Consider the following 15,537-nt stretch of genomic DNA (forward strand, 5'->3'; position numbering starts at 1 on the left):
AATAATGGATAAGAATAAAAAAATAGCAATAGTTGAAGGTTTATTATTTGTAAGTGGCGATGAGGGAACAACAATTGAAGATTTGCAATTTATATTAAATGAAGGTAGTGCAAATGAGATTGAAAAAATAATAGATGAATTAGTTGATAAATATAAGAGTGATGAATCGTGTGGCTTAAACATTCAAAAATTTGCAAAAAATAAATTTAGACTAATTACAAAAAAAGAAAATGCTGAATATTATACAAAACTAGCAAATGTGAAAACCGAATCAAAACTTTCAACAGCAAGTATTGAAACTCTCTCTATAGTTGCATATAAAGGACCAATTTCAAGAGCTAATGTTGAAGATATTAGAGGTGTAAATTGTGAAACAATTTTTTATAAATTAAAATTAAGAAATTTAATTCAAGAAGCTGGAAAATCTCAAGATGTTGGTAAACCAATGTTATACAAAATAACAGATGATTTTTTAAAATATTTTAATTTAAATAGCTTAGATGAGTTGCCAAAACTAAAAGAAGCAATAGAAGAAGAAAAAGACATTTTTAATAGAGGTTCATAATGGAAGAAAGATTACAAAAAATAATAGCGACTAGAGGTTATTGTTCAAGAAGACAAGCAGAAAGATTAATTGAACAAGGTCGAGTAAAAGTTAATGGAACTGTTATTAGAGAAATGGGTTCAAAATTTGATACAAATGTAAAAATTGATATTAATAATAAAAATCTAGATGAAAATAAAGAAAAGGTTTATTATTTGTTTAACAAACCTAGATTAGTATTAACAACAATGCACGATCCAAAAGACAGGAAAACTGTAGCAGAGTTTTTTAAAGATTCAAAATTAAGAGTATATCCAGTAGGAAGACTTGACTATGATGTATCAGGAGCTTTAATTATGACAAATGATGGAGAATTTGCAAACTTTGTAATGCATCCAAAATATGAATTTAGAAAAACATATCAGGCATTATGTAAGGGAAAGGTTCATAAATATCAAATTAAAAAACTTGTAGATGGTGTAATTATAGATGATGATTACAAAACAAAAGCAATTCAAGCAAGATTACTTAAATATGATGAAGAATATGATGAATCTGTTATTGAATTAACAATTGCTGAGGGAAGAAAACATCACGTAAAAAAAATGCTAGTTGCAGCAGATATCTATTTAAGAAAATTAAAAAGAACTCAAATAGAGTTTTTAACAATTGATGATTTACCAATTGGTAAATTTAGAGAACTAAAGTCGCATGAAATTAAACAGTTTTATGGAATTTACAATTCATTGAAAGTTAAGAGAGGTAAATAAATGAGAATAGCTATTTTTGGAACAGTTGGTGCAGGTAAATCAACTATTAGTGAAGAGATTTCAAAAAGACTAGGTTATGAAATATTTCCAGAACCAATTGATAATAATCCATACTTTGATGATTATTACAAAGATATGGAAGCTAATGTATTTAAAATGCAAATATATATGCTTACCGCAAGAAGCCAACAATTAATTGCAGCAAAATCTTTGGAAAATGTAATTTTTGATAGAACAATTTTGGAAGACCCAATTTTTGTTGCAGTTAATCATGAATTAAAAACAATGAATGATATTGATTATAAAACTTACACTGATTTTTATGAACATGTTGTTATTCCAAATTTAGCGCATAGAGCAACATTTGATTTGATAATTTATTTAAAAGTTTCAACAAATAAAGCAATTCAAAGAATTAAAGAGAGAGGGAGAAGTCAAGAACTTAATACTCCAAGACAATATTGAGAAACATTAAATAAAAAATATGATGATTTCTTTGAAAGAAGAAAACATATGTTTGATTTTTTGGTTGTAGATGCTGAAACAGACAATTTAGAAACAAAAATGGACTTTATTATGAATAAAATTTATTCTATAGATCCAAAATTAATAAAATAAACTTGTATAGTCTTAAAAAATAAATATTTTTATTTCAAGACTTTCTAAATATACTATATGAATTGAAAAAGAAAACTTAATTTTGAGTTTTCTTTTTTTTAATATTTAAAATAGTTATTAAATGAGTTTATAAGTTGCTAAAATTATGTGGATCTTAAAAATACTGTTATAGGGAATTGTTTTTTTTTTTTTTTTGTCTATAATTTTAAAAGTTATAAAAGAGGTTAAAAAAATGAAATCGGGAATCATTAATTTTAAAAGCAAAATTTTTTTATTATTTGCAATCTCATCATTAACAGTATTACCTTTATTTTCTTCTTTATTTTTGATTACTACTAAAATCAAAAATAAAGAAGAGGGTAGATCAGGTGCACTTGATAATTTATTAAATTTTAAAGATATTCCTTTAGAACCAAAATATAGGTCAAGTTGAGAAAATCTTGTAAACTCTTCTCAAACTTACTCAGCTGCTTATGATTGAAAATATAAAGTTGAGCTTGAAAATGAAGCAAAGAGAATTAAAAATGGTAATGTTGATGAAATTAGTGTTGACTTAATGCAAAAAAAACCAATAAGAATAAAAAGCAAACGTGTTGATGCAATTTATTTAGGTTTACAAGTAATGGGGCATAATAGTCCATCAGTATCTCCCTTGCATGAAGTTGAAAGGTATGAAATATCGAACTTTAGTGCATTAGAGGAAAATGGATTTAAATTATATGTTAATCAAAGTTCAGTAAGTGATAAAAAAATATTAGACATAATTAATATAAATGAAGAGGATTCTTTTATAGATGAATCGGGAAATGAGTATTTTAACTTAGAGAATTTAAATAATGCGGATAATATTTTTTTTAAAACAAATGAGGAAGTTAATAAAAATGATATTGGTCAGGTAGTTAAATTAAATTTTCTTGCAAAAAAGAAAAATAATAATGGTGAAGAAGAAATTTTAAATGTATTTGATCCATATTATAGAAGAAAAGAATTAAATATTAGTATCCAGGATAATAAAGTTGATAGTTTTATTCAATTCAAGCTATGAGATTGAAATCAATATCATTCTAATAATGAAAATTTACAGTGTTATATTGCAAGTAATTTAATAAAAATATATGCAGAGATTGCCTTAAATTATATTAATTTCATTGATCCAAAATCTGAAATGTATCAAAAAAAAGTGGCACCATTAGAAGGAATAGATAATATTTTTAATAATAAGGGAAAAGAATATAGACAAGATAGTCCTGGGTCTTTACTTTACTATGCCTATAAATATAACTCATTTTATGATTTAAGAATCTTTTTCTTTGATTTAGGAAAGTCAGATAATAGATACATTTATATTAGTTATGATCAAAATAACTGAGTTGAATTTATTAAAGCAGAAGAAGGAAATGAGGATAAAGTTATTGTTGATAAAATTGATGAAACTTCAAATAACTACTCCAATAGAGAGGAACTACCGTTTAATCCCTGAATAGAATTTAATACTCAGCTTAAGGATTTTACACAAAGAACATGAAACTTATTACTTTTTGCAAATAGTGAAATGAGTTAGAGGTATAAAAATGATTAAAATAGAAAATTTATGAAAAAAGTTTGAAAAAAATAAATGAGTTTTAAAAAACCTAAATTTTGAAATTGCAAAAGGAGAGGCAATTGGTATTTTAGGAGCAAATGGTAGTGGTAAAACTACTCTTATAGAAATAATATCTGGAATAAGTGAACCAACGGAAGGTAAAGTAAATTTTATAAGTGAAAATAAGGAAATTGATAACAAAATTAAAGAGAGCATTGGAATACAATTTCAAAAAGGAGATTGACCATTTAATACAAGAGGGGTAGATTTACTTAATTTATTAATTTCAAAAAAATGAAATAAAGACGAATATATAAAAAAGCTAATTAATATATTTGAGGTTGAAGATATTTTAACTAAACGATTAAGTGATTTATCTGGTGGTCAACAACAACGCTTTAACTCTATGATATCAATAATTAAAAAACCAAAAATATTAATTTTAGATGAATTAATAACAGGACTTGACTTAAAAATGCAAATCAAACTAGTTAATTTTTTCGATAATTTAAGAAAAAATGAAGATATTACTTTAATAGTAATATCTCATATACCTGAAGAAATTGAAAAGATATGTAATAGAATAATAGTTTTAAATAAAGGTGAAATTTATAGGGATGAAAGTGTAAAAAAAATTATTAAAGAGTATGGATCAATTAGATATTTTTTAGAAAAATATTATGAGGAAATTGATGATGAGAAATAATGGTAATTTTAAAATAGGAGTTAGTAATTTCAAAAGAACAATATCAATAGTAACATCATTAAGTTTAAGAAATGAAAGAGCTTGAATAATAATATTTGCCTCTTCATTAATAATTACTATTATTTGTTTTATAGGCTATACAAACTATTCAAATACATTTGAATTATTACCACCCCAAATGACTTCTTTATTTCTGATTCCCTCTTTTGTTACTGGAGCTTATTTCTCTAGTATGCTTTTTTCATGAAAGGAAACTTCATTAATTAAAAGACTTAAATTTATAGGTACTAAGCCATATGATATTATTTTATCGATTATAATTTGTTCTACATGTTTTACTTTCGTTGCAGAACTTTTAAATATATTAATTATTTATTTAATTTCTAAAGTTCAACTTAAAATAAGTTTTAATTATTTAGGAAACTTATTTTGATGAAATTGGGTTTGATTTATTTTTGTCTCAATTTTAATTCAAATAAGTGTTTTCTCTTCTTGTGTCATAATTATGAATTTATTTAATTCAAAAAATATTCAAGCAGTGGTTCCAATTTTAATTATTATTTTCTATTTAATTATGTCTGACGTTATTATACCTTCGTTTATTTCTACTAGGAGCTGATTTATAACTTTTTTAGGCTATATGTCAATAACAAAGTATATGGTTTGAACTTTACTAATTACAGCTTCATTTACTTTTCTTGATTTTAGAGGAGGAATAAAGCAAATTATTTCTGATGACGATAGTTACACATTTATTACTAATATATATATTTTAGTAGTCATTTCAGTTATTTTAGTATCAATATTAACGTATCTATCAATTAAATTATTCAAATGAAAGTAGGTAAAATATGTTTAATTCTTTAAAATCCAATATATCATTTTGGTCAACTTTTAATTATGTTTTTAAAACTATATTTAAAAACTTTAAAGTATATGTATTAGCAATATTAATACCAACTTTTATATTTATTAGTGCATACTTAATTAAAACATCTTTTGGTAATAGTGACTATACTGAAAGTAGTGGACAGATTTTTAATTTATTTATAATACCTTTTACTTTTTCTTTATTTACTTTCTCCTTATTGATTTCAAATTGAGAACAGAGTATTCTTGTTAAACACGCTAAAATATTTGCAATAAATAAGTTTAAAATATATTTCTCAATATTAATTTGCACCTTATTAATATCTTTTTTATCCTTATTCTTTTGTTTAATTATTGCAAATATTATAGATAGTTTTTTGTATTTTAAAAATTTTCAATATTTATTTTTTTCAATGCAAAAAATATTTTTCATTAATAATAATGCATGAGAATACTTTAATTTATTTTTTTGTATTTTGAACTCACTAATTACTTCATTATTATATATGTTATGCCTACTTGCCATTTGTTATTTAATGTCTATACTGTTTAAAAATTTAATTATTATTCAATCAATAAATTTAGTAATAATAATAGTATTTTTATTACTAGGAGATTGCCTGATTGATATAAATTTAATAACAAATAATAGGGCAGTTATTGTAATAAATTTATTTGGATACTTGATGCCAATAAAATCCTTTCAATGATTATTTTTATCTTCAATTACTAACATAACAATGTATAAAATTAATATATTACAAACAATAGTAAATCCAAAACTAGAAATTCCATTTACATTTTTAACAAACAAAGCAAATATAATATTGCCAATTACTTATATTATGTCATTACTATGAATTTCTTTTTTCACACTGCTTATTAATATTAAACAAGGAGGTCATAAAAAAATATGAAAAAAATAATTGAATTATTATTAGTAGGTTTTATTATTTCAGGAGCTTCTTTAAGTGCTGTATCTTGTAATATTGGAGATAGAACAACAAGAAATTATATTGAAGGATTACCTGAGTTTGATTGAAGTACAGGAGAAACAGAAGATGGAGATGGATATAATTGATTTTATGATCAATTTGATAAAAATGGAATTGATTTTAACGATTCACTTTTTAAAAAGACTGATTCCTCAAATGGTGTAGTTGATAAAATTTTTGACTATGACAATTATGCTACATCATATAAAGGAGCAAATTTTATAAAAAAACAAGGAGTTACAGGTTCACCAATAATAAAATCATATAGACCAAATGGAAATAAGTGATTAGATTTTGGAATTCAATCTAGGTCTAGAAAATTTAATTATATTAATTCACTTCCTACTTGAAATGATGGTAAAGATATGGATTTAAAATATAATATATCAAAAGAAAAGCTAAGAGGTAGAAATTATGTTGCAAAAAGTACTGTAAAAAATCAACAAAAAAGTAGTTTTTTTAATATGTTTCATGCTCCTTCAAGTTCATCAAGTTCTATTTTAGGAACAAAAAATCCATTTGGTGGTAACCTAACTAATTTAAGTTATATGCATCAAATGTATACTTGACCAGCAATAACAAATAAAGGTTGATTAACTCCATCATTTGCAGATTATAGTGAATATATGCACAAAAATGGTGTTCCAGTATTAGGTCTTTGATATATGTCTGGTTGAGAAGATTTAACTAGAGAATCTCTAAAAAGTATTTTAGAAATCGATTCAAATGGCAATTATAAAATGGTGGATATTTTAATTGAACAGTGTATAGAATTCAATTTTGATGGTTGAATGATAAATAATGAAGCAAATGGATCTCAAGGTGACGGATATGTTATTAAAAATTCAGAGATAAATAAAATAATGGAGCAGTTTAATAGGGAAGCAAAAAAAATAGAAGATAAAATTGGAAGAAGATTATCAATTGTTTATTATACAAATGATGGAAGTTTGGAATATGATAAAGTTTCAACCCGACCAAATTCTAAAAAGACAGTTGATGCATCTAGAAGTGCTAGTGCTATACAACTAGATTTTGGTGTTTCAACTCCTAATCTTAATCAATATATAAATTTAGAACACAATGGTAATAATGAAGCTAGAAAAAATGCTTATACATTATTAAATGAAAGTATTACTATCCCTAGTGTTGGTGCCTATGATTATAGAAATCAAATATTTAATAAAAATAATTTAAATGAATATGCTAATGAACCTAATAATTCTTTTTCAATATTTGGATCTGGTGGCGCAAATGAATATTCAAAGTCTTTTAAAAATTTTTTAAAATCAAAAAATATGTGAAAAGAAAAAGATCTATATAAGTATTTAATAATGCAACAAGAAATATCAAATCTCTATTCCACATATCAAATGACTGGTAAGAATGGTTACCTAGAAAATGATGCCGAAGGATACGATATGATGATTGGCCAAGGACAACAAAATATTGAAGCTATTTATATGTCTGATCCAAGAATTAAATTTGATTATTTTAATTCAGAGGACAAAAATTGAAATGAAACTTATAAAAATAACTTTGTTTTAAATAATAATGGTAAATATAATAAAAGTTATGGCATAGGTAATAGCTTTTTAGAAAAAACAATAATTGCAGATAGAATTATTGATAATAATTATAGTGAGTTTTCTGATAAACAACCTGAGGAAATTGAAAATGATCCATCTATGAAAACCTATTTTTCAACAGGATCAGGAATATATTTTATAAATAGAGATAGTAATAATGAGATTATTTATGACAAAATTAATCCATGAACTAATTCTAGAATTGCAGATTCAAATCCTACTTATCAATGAGATTTTTGAAGTTCAATAAGAAATTCGAATACAAACTTAATAAAAACAAATGACGGAGAAAAATTTGTAAGTCAAATAAATAATAAAGGTCAGTTAGCACCATATTATGATTATTACAATCCTTATATGAAGGGTAACTCTGTATCAATAGGAATGGGTTATGACTTTAATAACGATGGAAAAGTTATACCTGGTATATGAACAAATAATGACTATTTTTGAAATTTAATGGGAACTAATTTGAGTAAAAGTAATTATAAGGTAAGCTTTTATATAAAGGCAAGTGATGAAGATAAAATAGGTAAGTCCTCAAATTTACAACTAGAAAATATTTTAAATAATACTCAAATAACATATACAGATTCCAAATTAAATGAAGGACCTAAAAGCATTGAAACAAGCATTGAAGAGAAAAATAATGATGGGTGATATAAAATTAGTGCTGATTTATCATCTGCTCTAGGAATAAATAAAGATAATAGAATTGCTAAACTTGGATTAAAAATTAATCCACAGAATAATAATAATTTTATTTTTTCTGTTGGAGGATTTGAAATTAATAAACATGAGATTAATTCTAATCAAGAAACAATAGTATCAAAAATAAATAGTGAATATACTGTTAAAAGAGAAACAAATGATAATAATATAAATATTAGATTTAATTGAGAAACAAATAACTCAAGTGCAAGCTATTTTCAAATTTATTATTCAACCGATGGTAGAAAATGATATTATCAAGGTCAAAATAATTTAAATCATCATTATATTAGAGAACTTAATGAAAACTCAGAAAATTATATATATTTAGGAATACAACCTATTTATAATAATGGTATTGCAGGAAATATATTTTATTCCAAAATAAGTACAAAGTATAATTATTAAAATTAAATATTTATAATTAAAAAAGTTACATATATGTAACTTTTTTAATTAATTTAAATTATATAAATAAATTATTTGGATGTAATTAATTGAATTAAGAAAATTTTAATATAAACATAATTATGAAAAATAAATATAACACTTTTACTAAATAAACTAAAATTTTAGTGTAAAATTTTAAAGTAAAGTTTTCAGATGCAAAGGAGTTTTAATATGGGTAGAGCACATGAAGTTAGAAAAGCAAGTATGGAAAAAACCGCTGCTATGAAATCAGCAATTTATGGTAGAGCTTCAAAAGAAATTTATATGGCTGCAAAAGCTGGTAGCAAAGATCAAGATTCAAATTTAGCTCTTAGAAGTGCTATTGATAAAGCAAAATCAAAACAAGTTCCAGCTGATGTAATTCAAAGAGCAATTAAAAAGGCTGAAGGTGGAGATACTGATAATTATACTTCAAATAGATATGAGGGTTATGGCCCAGGAAATTCAATGATAATTGTTGATTCGCTAACAAATAATGTTAATAGAGCTATTGCTGAAATAAGAGATTCATTTAATAAGAATGGTGGTAAGATTGCTAACAGTGGAGCTGTCTCTCACTCATTTCAATCGGTAAGTATTTTTGCATTTGATCAGAAAAATGTTGAACAAACATTAGAATTATTAATGGAAACAGATTGTGAAGTAAATGATGTTGTAGAAGAAGAAAATATGACAGTGATTTATGCGCCTTTTAACTCATTTAATCAAGTTAAAAAAATTTTGGATTCTGCTGGTATTAATAATTATAATATTGCAGAAACTACAATGTTGGCAGACGAAATGATCACAATAACAGATAGTGAAATAAAAATTAATTTTGAAAAATTAATTGAAAAATTAAATCAATTAGAGGATGTTCAAGATATTTATCATAATGTTGAGAATTAAAATATAAAGGGGTACTATGGCAAAAAAAATTTTACTTATTTCAACTCTCTGTTTACAATTTATTTTAATAATTTTTTCACTAGCAATATTTATAAATAAATCTAGTTTAGAAAGAAGTGTCTATTTAGATTTCAAATTAACAAATAAAATGACAGAAAACTTTAAGGGTAAAGAAAAACTACATGCTTTTTCTACAGATGCTTATGAAAATTATGCTTTGTATATCCCAAGCGAAGAAAATAACTCATTGGAGAATGCTGAATTTTATGGTGATATAGAAAAATATAATTATTTAAATAATGAGCATTCAATAGATATTTGGGAAAATGATTTTAATACTGCGCAAATAGTGGTAGTGGCTAATGAAAAATTTGACTCGATAGAAGTTGAATTAGAAGAATCAATAAATGAACAAGATTTTGAAGTAGAATTCGGATTTAATGAATTTATTTATGCCAGTGATTATAAATTAACTAATGGCATGAAAAATCCATTTGGTATTCAACAAACACTACTTGTTCCAGAAAAAATTAATAATAGAAAAGTTTTAAATAATGTTTATGAAAATAAAGTTTATATAATAAATGTTTCTATAAAATCAAATGAGATTAAAAATAAGTCAGTTGAAAAACTTAATTTTAAAATTACTGGTAAAAAAGAAAATGAAAAAGATTTCTTTATTAATAATCAAATAACCCTAAATTTATTTGACATAAATTATGATGATTATAAAGAAGCAGATTATAATATTTTTTATTTTCCTGAATGAACATCTGCTTATTATAATAGTGTTTTTAAAGAAAATGAAAATAGAGGAGTTCCAATAGGAATCGAAGAAAAATTGTCTTTTAATGAATATCTTGATTTTAATTGAAATAAATATTGAAAAAATGAGTATGAATCACTTGCAAAACTTGGAATGGACTCTTTTCAATTAAGAATTGATGATAGTTGAAATAATAATTGAGATGATGAAAGAGAGTTTCATAATCCTTGAAAATTAAGAAGAAAATCTCTAAACTTCACTCCGTGAAGATATAAAGGAGATTTTAATACAATTAATTCTAAAGAAGAGTTTATTACTATTGAGGACATTCAAGATGATCTTTATATTGATGAAAGTGATTGAGCAACTTTTGATGCATATTTAAATCTTTTAGCTGATGCTGGAATGAAACATGGTTTTATTAACTCTACAAAATATGGTTGAACTACAGATAATAAAACTCTTAACATTTATAATGAAAAAGAAGAGGAATATTTTTATGTTAATGGTTCTTTAAATTATAGTGTAGGACAGGGTTTTATGAATTGATGATTTACGGAATTTAAAAAGCATGTAGATGATAAAAAACCAAAATGAGCTAATGAAATAAAATTATATTATTATTTAGATGAAATAAATTCTGGTGAAGTTATAAAAACTAATGAATGACTAAAAAAAGTTGATCCAAATAAAGATTATTTAGGAATGGCTTTTTCAGATTGAGAAAGAGATATTGATTATAAAAATATTGAAAGTTATGATCATATTGATTATGCTTGGACTCATTTGCTAGATATTTATAATGAGAAAAACAAAAACTATAATAATTTTAAAAAATTTAGAAATGATAATAATTTAAAAAGTGGTGAATACTTTTTAGATTCAGATAGTACTTTTAGTTTAACAAGATCAGAACCTGGAATATTGGGTTATATACAATCTTCACTTTATAAGCAAGGTGAACCACATTATATGAAATATATATTAAATGGGTGAGAAGAAGGTCATTCTGCTTGATCATCTGATTTTAATGATTATAGTTTTATAGATATAAGCTATGTGTCTGGAGATACCTTATTTACTTATCCACAATATGATACACAAAAAGATAAGCAAAAAATAATTGAAATTGCAGATGTTAATTCTAATGAAGATTTTAAATTTATGCCTTCAACTAGACTTTTGCAATTAGCTGTAGGAACAAATAATGTTAATAAAATTAATTATTTAATTGATAAAAATTATTTTTCAGAAGAATTTTTGTACAAAAATATAGCACAAACTCTTAAATTAGGTAAGAAACTTAGTGGCACAAAATTTGATTTAAATTATAATAAAACTGTATTTGATAAAAATATAATGTCAAATAAAACAAATCTTGAGAAATATATATCAAGTAAAAAAGGATATGATGAAATTCAGGGTTATAAAAATATTATTAATAAATTAAAAATAGAAACTAGAAGATATTTAGGAGATAGATAAATGATTGAGTGATATATGATTATTTTAGAACTTATTGGATATATGTCCTTATTATTTACTATTGTAACTTTAGGTTGATTTATTTTTGGATATACTATTTTTTTAGTAAATAAGAAAAAAGTCAAAATAAATTGAATATTTCTATCAATTAATATTTTTATTTTTTTATTAATAATAGTTCTATCAATAATATGGGGAATTAGTCTAAGAGTGCCAGAATTATTAAATGGATTTGATAATACAAATGAAAAGTCCAAATTCTTATTAGTTAAGATGACAGTTATTTATACTACTTTTTCTATAATTTCCTTTATATATGCTTTTAGTTTTTCAAAGTTTTTCGGAAAACTAGTTATAGAAGATAAAACTCATTTTTTTGGAAAATTAGTTTTAAAAGATAATAAAAAAATTAAGGAAGAAGTAGTTGATAAAAATTAATTTGATAAAATAAAAATCAATAGACTAGTATCTATTGATTTTTATTTTATCAAATTTTAATTCTTTTTGATTTTTCAAGATACATTTTGTCTGTTGGTTTTGTTTCATAAGCACTATGAAACTCATCAATATTTATTAAAACTCCATTACATCTAAATTCCTCAGGTGAGTGAGGGTCTATTAAAAGACGAGTATTTTTTAATTCATCAGTAGACTTTCTCATTCAAATAGTTGCATAATTTTCAAAGAATAGTTTTACATCCTCTTTACATTGAGTTTTGCAAATATCTAGGGCTGCAGCAACTCCACTTAGATCTCCAATATTTTCACCTAATGTTAATTTTCCATTAACATTAGTTCCATTAACTTCATATGAGTTATATTGCTCAACCAATTTTTGAGTTCTTAAGTTATATTGTTTATAGTCTTCTTCGGTTCATCAATTTTCAAAATTTCCATTTTTATCAAATTTACTTCCTTCATCATCAAATCCATGACTTACTTCATGACCAATTACAGCACCAATACCACCTAAATTTTTAGCTCTTGGTTCTTTAATATCATAAAATGGTTTTTGCAATATTCCAGCTGGAAAACAAATTTCATTTGAAGTGGGATTATAGTAAGCATTAACAGTTTGTGGATTCATATATCATTTTGTTTTATCCACAGGAAGATTTATTTCATTTAATTCTTTTTCAATAAAATGTTTTGAAAGATTTCTAATATTTTCAAATAAATTCCCGCCTTGTTCATAACTTTTAATTTCAATTTTTGAATAGTCTTCAAATTTATCTGGAAAACCAATTTTCACTGTAAACGAGTTCAATTTATCAATAGCTTTTGCTTTTGTAGTATTACTCATTCATTCTAAATTATTTATTCTTTTTGAATAGACTTTAATCAAGTCTTTTACAATTCCTAGAACATCCTCTTTTGATTCTTGTGAAAAATGTTTTTTTACATATTCTTTTCCTAATAATTCTCCCAATCTTGAGTTTGTGAATTCAACAGCTCTATCAATTTCAGGTTTCATTTCTTTAACACCACTAAAGATACTTGAATAATTAAAATTTATTTGATATAAATCTAAACTTAATATAGATGAGAAGGCTATTAAAGTTTTTATTTTCAAGAAATCCTTTAATTCATCTAATTCAAATTTATTAAGCATTTCATTTAATTTTTCTAAAAATTTAGGTTCAGATAATATTAATATTTCAGCTTTTCCATATTTTGTTTGAGTTAAATACTTATCTCAGTTAATAAATGAGCGATATTTATTTAAATCACTTATTTTAACAACATTATAAATATTTTCAGGACTTCTCAATTCTTCTTGCTTTAACATACTTTGAGATATTTCTTTTTCAAAGTTATAAACTAAATTAAAAATACTTTTTGTCTTAAATTGTAATTTTGAAGCTTTTGAAATATCTTCTAAATATATTTTATAAGCTGCTTTAATATCTTTATGCCTCGGGTGATTTTCATCGTAAAAATCTCTATCTGACATACCCAAACCCATTGAACCTATCATTAAGGCTCTTTTATTACTATCTTTAAAATCAGAATCTATTCCTTTTGAGTGAAAAAATGATATATTAAATCTTTTAAAAGATTCTATTAAGAAATCAGTAAAGTTTTCTTTTGAATTTAATGAATCAATTAATTCCATTATCTCCATTATTGGAGTAATTCCTTGTTCATTTCTTTTTTTTACATTTAAGTAATTTTCAAAAATATTAGTTATTTTTTCTTGGTCATCTTTTAAATCTGACTTTTTAGATTTAAATTCTAAAATTAATTCCTTAATATCATCCATTGATTTTTTATGTAGCATCTCAAAACTACCTCATGATGGATATCCACTTGGCAATTCAGTTTTATCAATTCATTCCTTATTCATATAGTCAAAGAAATTATCTTGTGCTCTTATTTTTTTTGACATAAACACATCTCCTTTATATAAATTAGATTATAGACTAATAACAAAATAATCAATACAAAATACCTAAAAGTAGATTTAGATAATTTTGTTATAATTATTTATATAAGGGGTATTCAAAATGAATCGCGATATTATTTTATTAAGAACTGTTGAAGTAGCTGCAATTGCTTCATATAAATATATTGGTAAAAAAAACAAAAACTTAGTAGATCAAGCTGCAGTTGAAGCCTTTCAAGTAATGTTAAAAAATGAGAAGGGATTTAAATTAAAAGTAGTAAATGGAGAAGGAGAGTTAGATGAAGCTCCTATGCTATTTGTGGGTCAAATACTTGGTGATTTAGAAGATCCTAGCGTTTTAACATATGATATTAGTGTAGATCCTGTCGAGGGGACTCATCCAGCGGCATATAATTATGCTGGAAGTATTTCAACAATTGCTTTTTCAAGAGAAAATACAATGTTGCAGCTTCCTGAAATGTACATGGAAAAACTCTTTGTTAGCACAGAATTTAAGGAGTGTATTAATTTATCCAAGGGAGCAATTTATTCGATTGAAGCAATGCAAATTCATGCTAAAACAAAAGATTTGAAGTGTATTATTTTAGATAAACCGCGTCATCAAGAAATTATAAGAAAAATGAATGATATGGGAATAATTGTAAGACTTATCCAAGATGGAGATGTATTGGCAGCAATTGATGTTGTGAATGGAGAAGCTGATTTTGTTTATGGAATTGGTGGAGCACCGGAGGGATCACTAATGGCAGCTCTTGCAATTTCAGCTGACTGTAAAATGCAATCAAGACTTGTAAGATATGAAGAAGTTTGACCAAATGAATTAGAAACATTTGAAAGACAAAATAAAGAACGTGCTTGATTGGAAAAATATAATCTTGATTTTGATTCAATATTACATGATTTAGATTTGATTGATGATCATAAAGCTCGTTTTTTTGCGGCAGGTTTAACTGCAGGGGGTTCTTTAAAACCAGTAGACTATAAAAATGGTAAATTCTATGTAAATTCTTTCATGTCTTCCCATGGAATAGTTAGAAACTTTAATTCTATTTATGATGTAAAAAAAGTAAATTCATTAAAACCAGAAATTAAATTTTTATTTGACAAATATAAAAGATAGTATATTAAAGTTATATAATTATTTTAAAGAAGGTGA

The 15,537-nt window shown here is 24.4% G+C and carries 13 protein-coding genes; 11 read left to right on the forward strand and 2 right to left on the reverse strand.

The window, feature by feature from the left end:
- Positions 1-4 precede the first annotated feature (4 nt).
- From scpB to AACL15_RS01390, 6 genes are all read left to right on the forward strand, one after another.
- A complete protein-coding gene (gene scpB / locus AACL15_RS01365) occupies positions 5-565 on the forward strand; it encodes an SMC-Scp complex subunit ScpB (RefSeq protein WP_339034588.1) in 561 nt (186 codons plus the stop codon).
- The gene (locus tag AACL15_RS01370) at positions 562-1,314 is read left to right on the forward strand and encodes a pseudouridine synthase (RefSeq protein ID WP_422398406.1); all 753 of its coding nucleotides are present in this window, start codon (positions 562-564) and stop codon (positions 1,312-1,314) included. Before scpB ends, AACL15_RS01370 begins: the two co-directional genes overlap by 4 nt.
- Positions 1,315-1,932, forward strand: a complete 618-nt coding sequence (locus AACL15_RS01375) for a deoxynucleoside kinase (protein WP_339034592.1) — start codon at positions 1,315-1,317, stop codon at positions 1,930-1,932.
- 232 nt (positions 1,933-2,164) lie between these two features.
- Complete coding sequence (locus AACL15_RS01380) at positions 2,165-3,493, forward strand: hypothetical protein (RefSeq protein ID WP_339034594.1); 1,329 nt, start codon at positions 2,165-2,167, stop codon at positions 3,491-3,493.
- 10 nt (positions 3,494-3,503) lie between these two features.
- On the forward strand, positions 3,504-4,220 hold the full coding sequence (locus AACL15_RS01385; RefSeq protein ID WP_339034596.1) for an ABC transporter ATP-binding protein: 717 nt from the start codon (positions 3,504-3,506) through the stop codon (positions 4,218-4,220).
- Positions 4,207-5,064 (forward strand): hypothetical protein, encoded by an 858-nt coding sequence (locus AACL15_RS01390; protein WP_339034598.1) that lies wholly within the window; start codon positions 4,207-4,209, stop codon positions 5,062-5,064. Before AACL15_RS01385 ends, AACL15_RS01390 begins: the two co-directional genes overlap by 14 nt.
- Positions 5,065-5,232: 168 nt before the next feature.
- Here AACL15_RS01390 and AACL15_RS01395 read toward each other — a convergent pair whose 3' ends face one another.
- Positions 5,233-5,616, reverse strand: coding sequence for a hypothetical protein (locus AACL15_RS01395; RefSeq protein ID WP_339034600.1), 384 nt, complete (start codon positions 5,614-5,616; stop codon positions 5,233-5,235).
- A 387-nt stretch (positions 5,617-6,003) separates the two neighbouring features.
- Between AACL15_RS01395 and AACL15_RS01400 the strand changes: the two genes are divergently transcribed.
- The 4 genes from AACL15_RS01400 (at position 6,004) to AACL15_RS01415 (ending at position 12,412) form a co-directional block, all read left to right on the forward strand.
- Positions 6,004-8,793, forward strand: coding sequence for an endo-beta-N-acetylglucosaminidase (locus AACL15_RS01400; RefSeq protein WP_339034601.1), 2,790 nt, complete (start codon positions 6,004-6,006; stop codon positions 8,791-8,793).
- A gap of 213 nt (positions 8,794-9,006) precedes the next feature.
- Positions 9,007-9,723 carry a YebC/PmpR family DNA-binding transcriptional regulator gene (locus tag AACL15_RS01405; protein ID WP_339034603.1) on the forward strand — a complete coding sequence of 239 codons (717 nt, stop codon included), beginning with the start codon at positions 9,007-9,009 and terminating at the stop codon, positions 9,721-9,723.
- 16 nt (positions 9,724-9,739) lie between these two features.
- Positions 9,740-11,974 carry a hypothetical protein gene (locus tag AACL15_RS01410; protein ID WP_339034606.1) on the forward strand — a complete coding sequence of 745 codons (2,235 nt, stop codon included), beginning with the start codon at positions 9,740-9,742 and terminating at the stop codon, positions 11,972-11,974.
- Complete coding sequence (locus tag AACL15_RS01415; protein WP_339034608.1) at positions 11,975-12,412, forward strand: hypothetical protein; 438 nt, start codon at positions 11,975-11,977, stop codon at positions 12,410-12,412.
- A gap of 46 nt (positions 12,413-12,458) precedes the next feature.
- Here the strand turns inward: AACL15_RS01415 and AACL15_RS01420 are convergent, their stop codons facing one another.
- Positions 12,459-14,363 (reverse strand): M13 family metallopeptidase, encoded by a 1,905-nt coding sequence (locus AACL15_RS01420; RefSeq protein WP_339034609.1) that lies wholly within the window; start codon positions 14,361-14,363, stop codon positions 12,459-12,461.
- A 118-nt stretch (positions 14,364-14,481) separates the two neighbouring features.
- Here AACL15_RS01420 and AACL15_RS01425 point away from each other — a divergent pair, with 118 nt between their 5' ends.
- On the forward strand, positions 14,482-15,501 hold the full coding sequence (locus tag AACL15_RS01425; RefSeq protein WP_339034611.1) for a fructose-bisphosphatase class II family protein: 1,020 nt from the start codon (positions 14,482-14,484) through the stop codon (positions 15,499-15,501).
- Positions 15,502-15,537 lie beyond the last annotated feature (36 nt).

This window comes from Spiroplasma endosymbiont of Cantharis rufa (assembly GCF_964019665.1).
Taxonomy (GTDB): domain Bacteria; phylum Bacillota_I; class Bacilli_A; order Mycoplasmatales; family Mycoplasmataceae; genus Spiroplasma_A.